Genomic DNA, 15064 nt, shown 5'->3' with positions numbered 1-15064 from the left:
GGTTCCTTGACTCCTTGTACGTGAGCGGGTGTTCGGACTCAGCCCTTGCTGACCATCGAACGGAGGAAGAAGCGCAGGTTCGCCGGCTTCTCCGCCAGACGGCGCATGAAGTAGCCGTACCAGTCGGTGCCGTAGGCGGTGTAGACGCGCATGCGGTGGCCCTCGGCGGCCAGTCGCAGGTGCTCGTCACCGCGGATGCCGTACAGCATCTGGAACTCGTACTCGTCGAGCTTGCGGCCGGCCTTGTGGGCCAGCTCCTGGGCAATGGCGATCAGGCGCGGGTCGTGCGACCCGATCATCGGGTACCCCTCGCCCTCCATCAGGATCCGCAGAACACGGACGTACGCCTTGTCGATCTCGTGCTTCTGCTGGTAGGCGACCTCGGCGGGCTCCTTGTAGGCGCCCTTCACCAGGCGGACCCGGCTGCCGGAGGCGGCGAGGCGGCGGGCGTCGGCCTCGGTGCGGAAGAGGTAGGCCTGGATGACACAGCCGGTCTGCGGAAAGTCCTTCCGCAGCTCCTCGTGGATGGCGAACATCGAGTCGAGGGTGGTGTGGTCCTCGGCGTCGAGGGTGACGGTCGTACCGATGGCGGCGGCAGCCTCGGCGACCGGGCGGACGTTCGCGAGGGCCAGCTCGTGGCCGCCTTCGAGCGCCTGGCCGAACATGGACAGCTTGACCGACATCTCGACCTTCTCGCCGAGCTGCAGCTCCTTGAGATGGTCGATCAGCAGCAGGTAGGCGTCCCGGGCGGCGGTGGCCTGCTCCGGGGTGGTGATGTCCTCGCCGACGACGTCCATCGTCAGCTCCAGGCCCTTGGCCGTCAGGTCCTTGATGATCGGCACGATGTCGCCGACGGTCTCGCCGGGGATGAAGCGGTCGACGACCTGCTTGGTCACCGGGGCCGCCGAGATCAGGCGTCGCATCCGGTCGCTGCGCGACGCGGCGAGAATCACGGGACCTAGCACGGGGCACCTCCACAGACAAGCACCAAATCGGCCATCACCCAACGATTCGGGTACGGCACGGAGAACCACCGTGAAACCTAAGGATCTCTCCGATCGTGGGCCATCGACAGCTGTCACGCATCCGCGCACGGGATCTCAGACAGATGTATGAAGGCCGCCGGAAAATGAGGGAGAATGCCCGAGTGGCGGCGGATTTCAAGGCTTTCAAGGGTGACTACCAGGAGCTCGTGGACGAGATCTCGGAGCTGCTCGGGGTCCCGGCGACCCTGGAGAACCGCGACTTCGAGCTGATCGCCTTCGGGGCGTACGACAGCGACGACGAGCTGGATCCCTCCGCGCTGGACCCGGTGCGCACCCGCTCGATCCTGACCCGGCGCTCCACGGCCACGGTCCGGGCGTGGTTCGAGGGCTTCGGCATCACCCGCGCGACCGGCCCGGTGCGGATCCCGTCGAGCCCGGAGGCGGGCGTGTACCGCGGCCGGATCTGTCTGCCCGTACGCCATCGAGGTGTCGTCCTCGGTTACGTCTGGCTGCTGGACGGCGATCCCGGGCCGACGGACGCGCAGCTGGCCGCCGCGATGGAGGTGGCCGGCCGGATCGGCGCGCTGCTCGCGGACGAGGCGGAGGCCGGGGCCGGGCTCAGCCGGGAGCTGCGGGCGGTGCTCACCGCCGAGCCCGGCTGGCAGCAGGACATGGCGGTGGCGGAACTGCGCACCGCCCTCGGCCCCCGCGCCGACGGCCCGCTCACCCTCGTCTGCGTGGCCCCCTGGCCGTCGCCCGACCCGGACGACGCCCCCGCCGCCCGCACAATCCCTCACACCACCGCCCTGTGCACGCTCCCTTGGGGGACCTCGGAACAGAGCCTCGCCCTGCTGGTACGGCTCCGGACCACGGAGGTGACCGCACCTGCCCTGGCAGCGGCTGGGCGGTTGCTGAAGGAGGCTGAGGGGGCTCGCGCGGGGCGGGGAGGCGGGGCGTTCGGGGGCGGGGCAGCGGGAGGAGCGGGGCGGAGGGCCGGGGCGGGGGCAGGAGCGGGGCGCGGGGGCGGGGCAGGCTCAGGCGCTGGTGTTCCGGCGCCGGGGAATGGGGCGCGCGGGGCTGGGGCTCGGGCGGCCGCGGCAGCCGCGGCGGGATTCGCCGGTGCGGCCCGGGTCGCCGGGGGCGTCGGATGCGCCGCCGGGGTCGGCGACCCTCGCATCGGTCTCGCCGAGCTGGGCACGGTCTGGCAGGAGGCCGCCGGCGCCACGCGCGCCGCGCTGGCCGAGCCCCGGTTCGGGCCGGTCGCGGAGTGGGCGCGCATCGGGCCGTACCGGCTGCTGACCGCGCTGCCGCCGCAGGCCGCGCACGATCCCGTGGTCGGCCCCCTCCTCTCCCCCACCCACCGGGAACTGGCCCGCACCGCCGAGGTCTACCTCGACTGCGCGGGCCAGGCCGCCCGCACGGCCGCCGAACTGGGCATCCACCGGCAGACCCTGTACTACCGCCTCTCCCGGGTGGAGCAGCTGACGGGCCTGGACCTGGACGACGGCGAGGACCGCCTGCTCCTCCACATGGCGCTGAAGCGGGCCCGGCTGTAACCCTGCCCGATGTCCGAATCACGCCTGCGGATCGCCGGAGTCGGGCCGGTCCTGCCTTCACCGCACACCGTCCACCCGGGCCAATCCGGCCACGCTGTACGTCAGCCGCCGTCCCGGGCGGGACTGGGCATCGCAGACCAAGTCGAAGAGTTGCCGTGGGGCGCCCAAGGGTCACTGCTCGGTCTACGCGGTCTCAGCGCAGGACCTCACCGAGTGTCGCCCGTGCTCGTCGCCGCGATGATCCGCCGTAGGCCAGTGGTGAGTTGCTCGGCCGTGGTCGCCGAGTCGGGGTCGAAGAGCCACTGGACCATGAGGCCGTTGAGGAGGGTCTGGTAGAAGCGGCCCTCGGTGTCGACGGTGTCCTTGTCGACGTCGGACTCCGGGATGCCGCTGAACATCGCCACCAGCCCCGAGCGGCCCCCCTCCTGGGCCTCGGCCAGCAGCTTGCGCACCTCTTCGAGTCGCTCGTCCTGGAACATGAGCTCGAAGCTCAGCATCCAGATCGCCCGTGACTCGGGCACCGTGCGGAGGATGCTCGTCCACACCTCCTGGAAGCGCTCCAGCGAACCCGGAGGCTCTGTCACCGTCCCGCCGAGTCCCGGGTCGAACCTCTCCCCCACGCCCTCGATCAGCGAGATGTAGGCCTGCACCAGCAGCTCGGCCTTCGACCCGTAGTGGTAGCCGATGGACGCCAGGTTGGTGCCCGACGCCTTGACGATGTCCCGCGCGGTCGTGCGCAGGAACCCCTTCTCCAGCAGGCAGCGCTTGGCGCCTTCGAGCAGATCCTCACGGTGTCCCATGGCCACCAGCCTAGCGACGATCCATACGGATGTCCTAGACGAGTGACTTATACATTCGTTCTAGACAAGCGTTTAAGACGCCCGTACAGTCACTGGCATGACGAACTCGACGAGCACAATCACCTCCGTCGGCGCCGACGGCGCCGCCCCCGGCCGCGCCGGGCGCCGCGAGTGGACCGCTCTCGGCGTGCTGATGCTGCCGCTGCTGCTGGTCTCGATGGACGTCTCGGTCCTGTACTTCGCAACCCCCGCGATCGCCGCGGACCTGCACCCGAGCGGCACCCAGCAGCTGTGGGTCTTCGACATCTACGGCTTCGTCCTGGCCGGCCTGCTGATGACCATGGGCTCCCTCGGCGACCGCATCGGCCGCCGCAAGCTCCTGCTCATGGGCGCCGCGGCCTTCGGCGGCGCCTCGCTCCTCGCGGCCTACGCCGACAGCGCCGAGACCCTGATCGCGGCCCGCGCGATCCTCGGCATCGGCGGGGCGACCCTGATGCCGTCGACGATGGCGCTGCTGCGCACGATGTTCACCGACCCCGGCCAGCGGGCCAAGGCGATCGGTCTGTGGTCCGGGGTGATGACCGGAGGTATCGCGCTCGGCTCGGTGATGAGCGGCATCCTCGTCGAGCACTTCTGGTGGGGCTCGGTCTTCCTGGTCAACCTGCCCGCGATGGCCCTGCTCCTGCTCCTCGGCCCGGTGCTGCTGCCCGAGTCGAAGGACCCGAACCCCGGCCGCTTCGACTGGCTGAGCGTCCCGCTGTCGATGGCCGCCGTGCTCCCCGTGATCTACGGCCTGAAGGAGATCCCCTCCGAGGGCTGGCACCCGCTGTACGTCGTCTCCGTCACCGTCGGCCTGCTCTTCACGGCTCTGTTCGTCCACCGGCAGCGCACCAGCGCCTCCCCGCTGATCCCGCCGGCCCTGCTGAAGGGCCACGGCTTCGCCCCGGCGCTGGTCCTCAACCTCGTCGCCGCCCTCGCCATGATGGGTTCGGCCATCTTCACCACGCAGTACCTGCAGTCGGTCCTCGGCAAGAGCCCGCTGTCGGCGGCCCTGTGGAGCCTGCTGCCCTCGGTGTTCATCGGGTTCGCCGGTCCGGTCACCGCACAGCTCATCCAGCGGGGCGTCAACCGGGGGTACGTCGTCGCCGGCGGCTTCGCCGCCATGGCGGCCGGTTACTCGATGCTCGCCCTCGTCGGCACCGACTCGCTGTGGCTGGCGCTGGCCGGGGCCGGCGTCCTCGCCTGCGGGATGGTCGCGATCGTCTCCCAGCTGACCGACCTGGCCCTGAGCGGCGCCCCGGTGGAGCGGGCGGGCACGGCCTCCTCCCTTCTGGAGACCAGCGCCGAGTTCGGGGGCGCGCTCGGCATGGCGGTCCTCGGCTCGATCGGTACGGCGATCTACCGCCACGAGATGCCTGCCGGCGCCCCGGCCGGGGCCCGCGAGACCCTGGGCGACGCCCTCGCCACGGCAGCCCGGCTGCCCGGCGCGGCCGGTCAGTCCCTGCTCGCCACGGCCCGGGAGGCCTTCACCACGGGGATGCAGGGCGCGGCGATCGCCGGGGCGGCGCTGCTGGTGCTGGCGGCGGTGGGGGCGGCGCTGAGCCTGCGGACGATCGAGGTGCGGGACGACGAGCAGGGCACACAGAAGTAGGGCACAGACAAACGCCGGACGGGCTGAGACACCTCAGCCCGTCCGGCGTTTGTCGATGCGTCAGACGAGGTTCACCGAGCGGGCGGACGTCGCACCGATCTCGGAGGCGACCTCGCTCAGCACGCCGGCGGACACCGTGTCGTCGACGGTGAGCACGGCCAGTGCCTCGCCGCCGGCGACCGCGCGAGCGACCTGCATGCCGGCGATGTTGATGCCCGCCTCGCCGAGGATGCGGCCGACGGTGCCGACGACACCGGGACGGTCCTCGTAGCGCAGGACGACCATGTGGTCGGCGAGGGCGAGGTCGACGTCGTAGTCGCCGACCGCGACGATCTTCTGGACGTGCTTCGGGCCGGCCAGTGTGCCGGACACCGACACCTCCTCGCCGTCCGCGAGCGTGCCCCGCACGGTGACGACGTTGCGGTGCTCGGCCGACTCGGAGCTGGTGGTCAGCCGGACCTCGACGCCCCGCTCCTGCGCGAACAGCGGCGCGTTGACGTACGACACCGTCTCGTCGACGACGTCCTCGAAGACACCCTTGAGGGCGGACAGTTCCAGCACCTTCACGTCGTGCTGGGTGATCTCGCCGTACACCTCGACGTCGAGGCGGACCGCGACCTCTCCGGCGAGCGCGGTGAAGATACGGCCGAGGCGCTCGGCGAGCGGCAGACCGGGCTTGACGTCCTCGGCGATGACACCGCCCTGGACGTTCACCGCGTCCGGCACCAGCTCACCGGCGAGGGCGAGGCGGACGGACTTGGCGACCGCGATGCCCGCCTTCTCCTGCGCCTCGTCGGTGGAGGCGCCCAGGTGCGGGGTGCACACCACCTGGTCCAGCTCGAACAGCGGCGAGTCGGTGCACGGCTCCTTGGCGTACACGTCGAGGCCGGCGCCGGCGACCCGGCCCTCCTTCAGCGCCGCGTACAGCGCCGCCTCGTCCACGATGCCGCCGCGTGCGGCGTTGACGATGCGCACGCTCGGCCTGACCTTGCGCAGCGCCTCGTCGCCGATGAGGCCGAGGGTCTCGGGCGTCTTGGGCAGGTGGACGGTGATGAAGTCGGAGACCTCCAGCAGCTCGTCCAGGGAGAGGACCTTGACGCCCATCTGCGCGGCGCGGGCGGGCTGGACATAGGGGTCGTAGGCGACGACCTTCATGCCGAAGGCGGACATGCGCTGGGCGACCAGGGCGCCGATGCGGCCGAGGCCGACGACACCGAGGGTCTTCTCGGCCAGCTCGACGCCCGTGTACTTGCTGCGCTTCCACTCGCCGTTCTTCAGCGCGGCGTTGGCCTGCGGGATGTTGCGGGCGGAGGCGAGGATCAGACCGCAGGCCAGCTCGGCGGCGGTCACGATGTTGGAGGTCGGGGCGTTGACGACCATCACGCCGGCCTTGGTGGCGGCGGAGACGTCGACGTTGTCCAGGCCGACGCCGGCGCGGGCGACGACCTTGAGCTTCTTCGCCGCGGCGATGGCCTCGGCGTCGACCTTGGTGGCCGAGCGGATCAGGATCGCGTCGACGTCGGCGATGGCGGGGAGCAGTTCGGCTCGGTCGGCTCCGTTGGTGTGCCGGATCTCGAAGTCCGGGCCGAGTGCGTCCACGGTCGCGGGCGACAGCTCTTCAGCGATGAGTACGACGGGTTTCGAGCTCACGTGAGGTCCTCACAAGTCCAAAGCATGCGGACGGCCGTCCCGACGGCCGCAGGCGGAGGAGGGGGGCTAGCCGCGGAAGACGCACGACGCTGTGGGCCTGACGCGTGTTGTGCAGCAGTCTAGTGGCGTGGCGCAGGGCATCTTGCGCCTCCACGGAAGGATCACCCGTCCGGGGCTGGACGGGGTGGACAACAGATGGACGACGGGGGCCGGAGCATCATGCCCCGGCCCCCTGACGTGAGGCTTACGCCTCCTCGCTCACCCAGCTCATCAGCTTGCGCAGCTGCTTGCCCGTGGTCTCCAGCAGGTGCTCGGAGTCCTGCTTCTTGTACTCGTTGTACCTCTTCAGACCGCCGTGGTACTCGTCCATCCAGTTCCGGGCGAAGGAGCCGTCCTGGATCTCGGCGAGGACCTTCTTCATCTCGGCCTTGGTGGCGTCGGTGATGATGCGCGGGCCGGTGACGTAGTCGCCCCACTCGGCGGTCTCCGAGATCGACCAGCGCATCTTCTCCAGGCCGCCCTCGTACATGAGGTCCACGATCAGCTTCAGCTCGTGCAGGCACTCGAAGTAGGCGATCTCCGGCTGGTAACCAGCCTCGGTCAGCGTCTCGAAGCCCGCCTTGACCAGCGCGGCCGTACCACCGCAGAGGACAGCCTGCTCACCGAACAGGTCGGTCTCGGTCTCCTCGGTGAAGGTCGTCTTGATGACGCCCGCGCGGGTGCCGCCGATGCCCTTGGCGTACGACAGGGCCAGCGAGAAGGCGTCTCCGGAGGCGTCCTGCTCGACGGCGGCGATGCACGGAACGCCGCGGCCCTCCTCGTACTGGCGGCGGACCAGGTGGCCCGGGCCCTTCGGGGCGACCATGCAGACGTCCACGCCGGCCGGCGGCTTGATGAAGCCGAAGCGGATGTTGAAGCCGTGACCGAAGAACAGCGCGTCGCCGTCCTTCAGGTTCGGGGCGATGGACTCCTCGTAGACCTGGGCCTGGATCGGGTCCGGCACCAGGATCATGATGACGTCGGCCTCGGCGGCGGCCTCCGCCGGCGTCACCACGCGCAGGCCCTGCTCCTCGGCCTTGGCCTTGGACTTGGAGCCCTCGTGCAGACCGACGCGGACGTCGACACCGGAGTCACGCAGCGACAGCGCGTGGGCGTGGCCCTGGCTGCCGTAGCCGATGACCGCGACCTTGCGGCCCTGGATGATGGACAGGTCGGCGTCAGCGTCGTAGAACAGCTCGGCCACTTTGGGTTCTCTCCTTGGTGTGCAGATTGTGCGTCCCACCGTATGACGGTGGGGGGAAAGGAAGTCTCGGGGTCTCGGCATCCGGGCGGACGGCGTGTCGCCGACCGCCCGGTTTCAGCCGTACTTCAGCTTTACGCGGATCGGTCGAGAGCGCGCAGCGAGCGGTCGGTGATGGAACGGGCGCCGCGGCCGATCGCGATCGTGCCGGACTGCACCAGCTCCTTGATGCCGAACGGCTCCAGCATCTTGAGCATGGCGGACAGCTTCTCGCTGGATCCGGTGGCCTCGATGGTGACGGCCTCCGGGGAGACGTCGACGGTCTTGGCGCGGAACAGCTGGACGATCTCGACGATCTGGGAGCGGGTCTCGTTGTCGGCGCGGACCTTCACCAGGACGAGTTCGCGCTGCACGGCCTGACCGGGCTCCAGCTCGACGATCTTCAGCACGTTGACGAGCTTGTTGAGCTGCTTGGTCACCTGCTCCAGCGGCAGGTCCTCGACGCCCACCACGATGGTGATGCGGGAGATGTCGGGGTGCTCGGTGACGCCGACCGCGAGCGAGTCGATGTTGAAGCCGCGGCGCGAGAACAGGGCGGCGATCCGGGCGAGGATGCCCGGTGTGTTCTCCACCAGGACGGAGAGCGTGTGCTTGGACATGGTGTTCTGCTCTTCCTTGCTGGTCGAGGGTCAGTCGTCTTCGTTGTCGCCGAAGTCGGGGCGGACGTCCCGGGCGGCCATGATCTCGTCGTTGGAGGTGCCGGCGGCGACCATCGGCCACACCATCGCGTCCTCGTGGACGATGAAGTCGATGACGACGGGGCGGTCGTTGATGGAGTTCGCCTCCTGGATGACCTTGTCCAGGTCCTCCGGCCGCTCGCAGCGCAGGCCCACGCAGCCCATCGCCTCGGACAACTTCACGAAGTCGGGCACGCGCGTGCCCTTGGCCTCCGGGTTGATGTCGTCGGGGCCGCTGTGCAGCACGGTGTTGGAGTAGCGCTGGTTGTAGAACAGGGTCTGCCACTGGCGGACCATGCCGAGGGCGCCGTTGTTGATGATGGCGACCTTGATCGGGATGTTGTTCAGGGCGCAGGTGGTCAGTTCCTGATTGGTCATCTGGAAGCAGCCGTCGCCGTCGATCGCCCAGACCGTGTGGTCCGGCTGTCCGGCCTTGGCGCCCATGGCGGCCGGGACCGCGTAGCCCATGGTTCCGGCGCCGCCGGAGTTCAGCCAGGTGGCGGGCTTGTCGTACTGGATGAAGTGCGCGGCCCACATCTGGTGCTGGCCGACGCCCGCGGCAAAGATCGTGCCCTCGGGCGCGAGTTGGCCGACGCGCTCGATGACCTGCTGCGGGGAGAGCGAGCCGTCCTCCGGCTGGTCGTAGCCGAGCGGGTAGGTCTCGCGCCAGCGGTTCAGGTCGCTCCACCAGGCGGTGTAGTCCCCCTTGTGGCCCTCGCTGTGCTCCTTCTGCACGGCCTGGACCAGGTCGGCGATGACCTCGCGGGCGTCACCGACGATCGGCACGTCCGCGGCGCGGTTCTTGCCGATCTCGGCCGGGTCGATGTCGGCGTGGACGATCTTGGCGTACGGGGCGAAGCTGTCCAGCCTGCCGGTGACGCGGTCGTCGAAACGGGCGCCGAGGGCGACGATCAGGTCGGCCTTCTGCAGCGCGGTGACGGCGGTGACCGCACCGTGCATGCCCGGCATTCCCACGTGCAGCGGGTGGCTGTCGGGGAACGCGCCGAGCGCCATCAGGGTGGTGGTGACGGGCGCTCCGGTGAGTTCGGCGAGGACCTTCAGCTCGGCGGTGGCCTGCGCCTTGATGACGCCGCCGCCGACGTAGAGGACGGGCCGCTTGGCGGAGGTGATCAGCTTCGCGGCCTCGCGGATCTGCTTGGCGTGCGGCTTGGTCACCGGGCGGTAGCCGGGCAGGTCCATGGTGGGCGGCCAGGTGAAGGTGGTCTTCGCCTGCAGGGCGTCCTTGGCGATGTCGACCAGGACCGGGCCCGGGCGGCCGGTGGAGGCGATGTGGAACGCCTGCGCGATGACCCGCGGGATGTCCTCGGCCTTGGTGACGAGGAAGTTGTGCTTGGTGATCGGCATGGTGATGCCGACGATGTCCGCCTCCTGGAAGGCGTCCGTGCCGATCGCCTTCGACGCCACCTGCCCGGTGATCGCCACGAGCGGCACCGAGTCCATGTGGGCGTCGGCGATCGGGGTCACCAGGTTGGTGGCGCCGGGGCCGGAGGTGGCCATGCACACGCCGACCTTGCCGGTGGCCTGCGCATAGCCGGTGGCCGCGTGGCCGGCGCCCTGCTCGTGGCGGACCAGTACGTGACGGACCCTGGTCGAGTCCATCAGGGGGTCGTACGCCGGCAGGATCGCGCCGCCGGGAATGCCGAATACCGTGTCAGCGCCGACCTCCTCGAGGGAGCGGATGAGGGACTGCGCACCCGTGACGTGCTCGACGGGGGCGGACTGCTGTCCTCCGGATCGGGGCCGCGGCTGCGGATGGGCCCCGGTGGCCTGCTCGGTCATCGGCATTCTCTTCTCGATGCTGAGGGTTTTTGCGAGGTTTGTACGGAGTTCACGCGCTGCACGAACGGCACTCGTGCAACAAAAAACCCCTCGTGCCGCAAGGCAAGCGAGGGGAGCGCGCCGGTGAGGTCGCTGGGGTTTCCGGATCGTCCTCCGGTGGGTCCCAGCTCAGCCGACGCGCTGTCCAAGTACGAGAATTCGGGTGCGCATGGCACTGACCCTCCCCCCGACGCGCACCACGTGTCAAGTGGGTGGGACGGGAGTCTCAGAATGTGAACGATGGGCACTGCCGCCTCCGAAGACAGCCGTAACACCCCCTGTGTACACCCCTGAGCGCCCCTTCGGCTCGCTCACACTCCCCGCAAACGCCGGTTCGGCCGGTGCGTGCGGCACCGGGTAGTGGCCGGACGCGAGCGCCCGGCGCAGCCGGTACTCGTCCAGCGGCCCCGCGAACGCCGTGCCCTGCCCGTGCGTGCAGCCCATCGCGCGCAGCACGACGACCTGCTCCGGCAGATCCACGCCCTCGGCCACGGACTGCAGCCCGAGATCGCCGGCGATCCGCAGCAGACCGCTGGTGATCTTGTGCAGCCGCGCGGACTCCACGACGCCCTCGACCAGGCTGCGGTCGAGTTTCAGGATGTCCACCGGAAGCCTTCTGAGGGCGGTGACGGACGCGTAGCCGCTGCCGAAACCGTCCAGCGCGATCCGCACACCGAGCCGGCTGAGCGCGGTCAGCCGCCGCTCCAGCTCGTCCAGGCAGACCCGCGGATCGGTGTCGGACAGCTCCAGGAGCAGCCCACCGGGCGGCAGCCCGTGCCGGGTCAGCAGCGCCTCCACGGAGCCGACCGGCATCGAGCGCTCCAGCAGCCGCCGGGCGCTCGTGCGGACGGCCACCGGTACGACGGTCCCGGTCGCGACCCGCTCGGCGGCCTGCTCGACGGCCTCGTGCAGGATCCAGCGGTCCAGCTCGGCGGTCTTGTCGCCGTCCTCGGTCACCCGCAGGAACTCGGCCGGGGTGAACAGCACCCCCTGCGAGGAGCGCCAGCGCGCCTGCGCCGAGACCGCCGTGATCCGGCCGCTCGCCAGGCACACCACCGGCTGGTGCAGCAGGGCGAACTCGCCGTCGTGCAGTGCGGCACGCAGCCGGGTGGCCAGCTCCGCCCTGCGTACGACGTCCTGCTGCATCTGCGGCTTGTAGAGCTCGACCCGGCCCTTTCCGGCCGCTTTCGCGCGGTACATCGCGAGGTCGGCGTTGCGCAGCAACTCGCCTGCGGCGAGGCCCTGTTCGGCGAAGGCGACACCGATGGAGGCGTTGACCCTGACGTCGCTGCCGTCGATGGCGTACGGCTGGGAGAGGGTCAGCCTGAGGCGGTCGGCGAGCTCCAGGATGTTCCGCTCCCGGGCGGCACGGTCACGGGTGCCGTCCCCGACGATCAGGGCCGCGAACTCGTCGCCGCCGAGCCGGGAGGCGGTGTCCCCCTGCCTGACCGCGTCCTGGAGTCTGCGGGCGGCCTGGACGAGCAGCTCGTCCCCGGCCTGGTGCCCGATCGTGTCGTTGACGGCCTTGAATCCGTCCAGGTCGATGAAGAGCACGGCCGTGTTGCGCAGGGCGGCGCCCCGGTCGGTGGCGCGGCGGCCGGACAGGGCCTGCTGCACGCGCCGGGTGAACAGCGCGCGGTTGGGCAGGTCGGTCAGCGGGTCGTGCTCGGCGTTGTGCTGCAGCTGCGCCTGCAGGCGGACGCGCTCGGTCACGTCCCGGCTGTTGAAGATCAGGCCGCCGTGGTGACGGTTGACGGTCGACTCGACGTTGAGCCAGCCGCCGTCGCCGGACCGGAAGCGGCATTCGATGCGGGTGGTGGGTTCCTCCAGAGGGCTGGCGGCGAGGAAGCGGCGCACCTCGTGCACCACGCAGCCCAGGTCCTCCGGGTGGATGAGGCCGGCCAGTTCCGTGCCCACCAGTTCCTCGGCGGGGCGGCCGTAGACCCCGGCGGCGGCCGGGGAGACGTACCGCAGGACGCCGTTGGGCGCGGCGATCATGATCACGTCGCTGGAACCCTGCACCAGGGAGCGGAAGTGGTTCTCCTTCTGCGCCAGTTCCTGGGTCAGGGTGATGTTGTCCAGCAGCATGATGCCCTGCCGGATGACGAGCGCGAGGACGACGGCGCCCGCGGTGATCAGCACGACATGGTCGGGTCGGCGCCCGTTGAGGACGTTGTACAGGATGCCCAGGGTGCACACGGCGGCGGCGAGGTACGGGGTGAGGGCGGCGAGGGAGCCGGTGAGCGGCCGGCCGGCCGGATACCGGCTGTGATCACCTCCCGGTGCGGACACGGACACGTGGTGGTGGCCCGTGCCGCGCTGTCCGGGCATGTGTTCGTGGACCACGCGCGTGTGCCCGTCCGGTACGTGCGCCTCCTGTGCGCTCTTGCGGCGGGGCGCGGCCCAGGGGGCGTAGGCGAGCAGCAGCGAACCGGCGAACCATCCGGCGTCCAGCAGCTGCCCGGAGCGGTAGCTGCTGTGCAGCAGCGGCGAGGTGAACAGCGCGTCGCACATCACGGTCAGCCCGAGCGCCCCGATCGCCGTGTTCACCGCGGTGCGATTGCCCGGGGTGCGGCGGAAGTGCAGCGCGAGCACCATGCTGATGAGCGCGATGTCGAGCAGTGGGTACGCCAGCGACAGCGCGGTGTGCGCCACACTCGGTCCGTCGAACCGGGCCGCCTGGGCGAGCGCCAGGCTCCAGGACAGCGTGAGCAGCGAGCCGCCGATCAGCCAGGCGTCCAGCGCCAGGCAGATCCAGCCGGCCTTGGTCACCGGCCGCTTGGCGAGCACCAGCAGGCCCACGATGGCCGGCGGCGCGAAGCACAGGAAGAACAGGTCCGCGTAGGAGGGGCTGGGCACCGGCCGGCCGAGGACGACCTCGTACCAGCCCCAGACCGCGTTGCCGAGGGCCGCCATCGCCGAGGACAGGGCGAACAGCAGCCAGGCCGAGCGGAAGCGGACACGGCGACTGCGGGCGTACAGGAAGCACGAGACTGCGGCGGTGCCCGCCGCGGCGCTCAGCCCGAAGTCGCCCATGATCAGTGCCACTTCGTCCGCACCCCAGTCGAACGCGGCCCCGACGGCGTAGGCCGCGCAGACCAGGGCGAGAACGAGTTGCTCCATCGCGCGCGTGCGTCCAGCGGCGGGCGCGCGCCAGGGCGGCGGCGCCTGCTGCGGATGCGAGGCGCGCACCGCCGCGTCGAGGGCGGTCGTCACCGGGGGCGGCGCGCTCACCGGGGCCTCCCGGTGAGCGCCGCTCCCGGGTCCCGACGGTCCCGGTGCGCTGGGTGCGCATGCCTCCTGCGGCCGCTGTGCCTGCGCTGCTGGTGGCTGTGATGGCTGGTCTGGTGACCGCGTCTACGCGCGGCCGTGCGCCAGGGTCGCCGTCGGCGGCTCCGCCGCGTCGGATCGTTCGTCCATAGGCCGTGCATCGCCCGTCGCCCCCCTCACAAATCTGAAATGTCCATCCCCGGCGCCGAACGGGTAGGCGGCGCAGCCCCTGTCCGGGACGATACACCAGGATCGTCACTCAGGGACATAGGTTCTCTACTCTCCGTGACGACCAGCGGGGATGCGGGTACGGCCCGCATCCGAGGGGTTGCGGAGGGTGCCGATGGCGACCCCCGCTCGGGCGAAGCCGAGAGCGGGGAGCGGATTACGAGCCTGTCGTCAGGATCACGTTGCGCAGGGGCTCGTGGTTCACGAACCGGGTCAACTGGTCGACGAGCAGCCGCTTCGCGCGCGGCAGGAAGGCGGAGGTGGGCCCTCCCACGTGCGGGGTGACGAGCGCGCCGGGGGCCTGCCAGAGCGGGTGTCCGGGCGGCAGCGGCTCGGGGTCGGTGACGTCCAGGGCCGCGGTGACACGGCCGCTCTCCAGCTCCGCGAGCAGCGCCTTCGTGTCGACCACGGGGCCCCGCGCCACGTTCACGAGCAGCGCCCCGTCCTTCATCCGCGCGAGGAACTCTGCGTCGACCAGCCCCCGCGTCTCCTCCGTCAAGGGCGTGGAAAGGATCACGACATCGGCGTGTGGAAGCAAAGAAGGCAATTCGGTGAACGGATGCACCGGACCGCGCGCCGTGGTGCGCTCGGAGCGCGCGACGCGCGCCACCCGCGCGACCTCAAAGGGCGCGAGCCGGTCTTCGATGGCGGCACCGATGGAGCCGTAGCCGACGATCAGGACGGATTTGTCGGCGAGGGCCGGCCGGAACCCGCCGAGCCACTCGCCGCGCTCCTGGGCCCGCACGAAGTCCGGGATGCCGCGCAGGGCGGCGAGGACCAGGGTCAGCGTCAGCTCGGCGGTGCTCGCCTCGTGCACCCCGCGCGCATTGCACAGCCGCACACCCGGGCGCAGGTGGTGCAGGCCCGGCTGAACATGGTCGATCCCGGCCGACAGCGTCTGTACGACCTCGACGGAGGACATCTCCGGCAGCGGGCGCACACCGATCCCGGCGGGCTTCATGTAGGGCACGACGTAGAAGGAGCAGTCGGCCGGGTCGGCCGGGAACTCCTCGCCGCCGTCCCAGAACAGGTACCGGGGCCCTTCGGGGAGCCCCTCGATCTCGTCCGGCGCTATGGGAAGCCACACCTCTGCACTCATGCCATGGA

10 protein-coding genes are annotated in these 15064 nt (G+C 70.6%); 2 read left to right on the top strand and 8 right to left on the bottom strand.

Annotation, left to right across the window (positions count from 1 at the left end):
* Positions 1–38 precede the first annotated feature (38 nt).
* Complete coding sequence (locus tag AB0M27_RS05945) at positions 39–965, bottom strand: proline dehydrogenase family protein (protein ID WP_365718383.1); 927 nt, start codon at positions 963–965, stop codon at positions 39–41.
* Between the two features lie 164 nt (positions 966–1129).
* Here AB0M27_RS05945 and AB0M27_RS05940 point away from each other — a divergent pair, with 164 nt between their 5' ends.
* Positions 1130–2542, top strand: coding sequence for a helix-turn-helix domain-containing protein (locus tag AB0M27_RS05940; RefSeq protein ID WP_365718381.1), 1413 nt, complete (start codon positions 1130–1132; stop codon positions 2540–2542).
* Positions 2543–2748: 206 nt separating this feature from the next.
* Here the strand turns inward: AB0M27_RS05940 and AB0M27_RS05935 are convergent, their stop codons facing one another.
* Positions 2749–3342 carry a TetR/AcrR family transcriptional regulator gene (locus AB0M27_RS05935; protein WP_365718379.1) on the bottom strand — a complete coding sequence of 198 codons (594 nt, stop codon included), beginning with the start codon at positions 3340–3342 and terminating at the stop codon, positions 2749–2751.
* 97 nt (positions 3343–3439) lie between these two features.
* Between AB0M27_RS05935 and AB0M27_RS05930 the strand changes: the two genes are divergently transcribed.
* Entirely contained in the window at positions 3440–4993 is a 1554-nt protein-coding gene (locus tag AB0M27_RS05930; protein ID WP_365718377.1) for an MFS transporter, read from the top strand.
* A gap of 60 nt (positions 4994–5053) precedes the next feature.
* Here AB0M27_RS05930 and serA read toward each other — a convergent pair whose 3' ends face one another.
* From serA to AB0M27_RS05900, 6 genes are all read right to left on the bottom strand, one after another.
* On the bottom strand, positions 5054–6643 hold the full coding sequence (serA, locus tag AB0M27_RS05925; protein WP_365718376.1) for a phosphoglycerate dehydrogenase: 1590 nt from the start codon (positions 6641–6643) through the stop codon (positions 5054–5056).
* A gap of 244 nt (positions 6644–6887) precedes the next feature.
* On the bottom strand, positions 6888–7886 hold the full coding sequence (gene ilvC / locus AB0M27_RS05920) for a ketol-acid reductoisomerase (protein WP_365718374.1): 999 nt from the start codon (positions 7884–7886) through the stop codon (positions 6888–6890).
* A 131-nt stretch (positions 7887–8017) separates the two neighbouring features.
* The gene (gene ilvN / locus AB0M27_RS05915) at positions 8018–8542 is read right to left on the bottom strand and encodes an acetolactate synthase small subunit (RefSeq protein ID WP_055708145.1); all 525 of its coding nucleotides are present in this window, start codon (positions 8540–8542) and stop codon (positions 8018–8020) included.
* 30 nt (positions 8543–8572) lie between these two features.
* Entirely contained in the window at positions 8573–10420 is a 1848-nt protein-coding gene (locus AB0M27_RS05910; protein WP_365718372.1) for an acetolactate synthase large subunit, read from the bottom strand.
* A gap of 243 nt (positions 10421–10663) precedes the next feature.
* On the bottom strand, positions 10664–13693 hold the full coding sequence (locus tag AB0M27_RS05905; RefSeq protein WP_365718370.1) for an EAL domain-containing protein: 3030 nt from the start codon (positions 13691–13693) through the stop codon (positions 10664–10666).
* A gap of 421 nt (positions 13694–14114) precedes the next feature.
* Positions 14115–15056 carry a 2-hydroxyacid dehydrogenase gene (locus AB0M27_RS05900; protein ID WP_365718368.1) on the bottom strand — a complete coding sequence of 314 codons (942 nt, stop codon included), beginning with the start codon at positions 15054–15056 and terminating at the stop codon, positions 14115–14117.
* Positions 15057–15064: the final 8 nt, after the last annotated feature.

Source organism: Streptomyces sp. NPDC052107 (assembly GCF_040680215.1).
Classification (GTDB): domain Bacteria; phylum Actinomycetota; class Actinomycetes; order Streptomycetales; family Streptomycetaceae; genus Streptomyces.
Note: the sequence above shows the minus strand (reverse complement) of the source record. Positions and strands in the feature narration are given on the sequence as shown.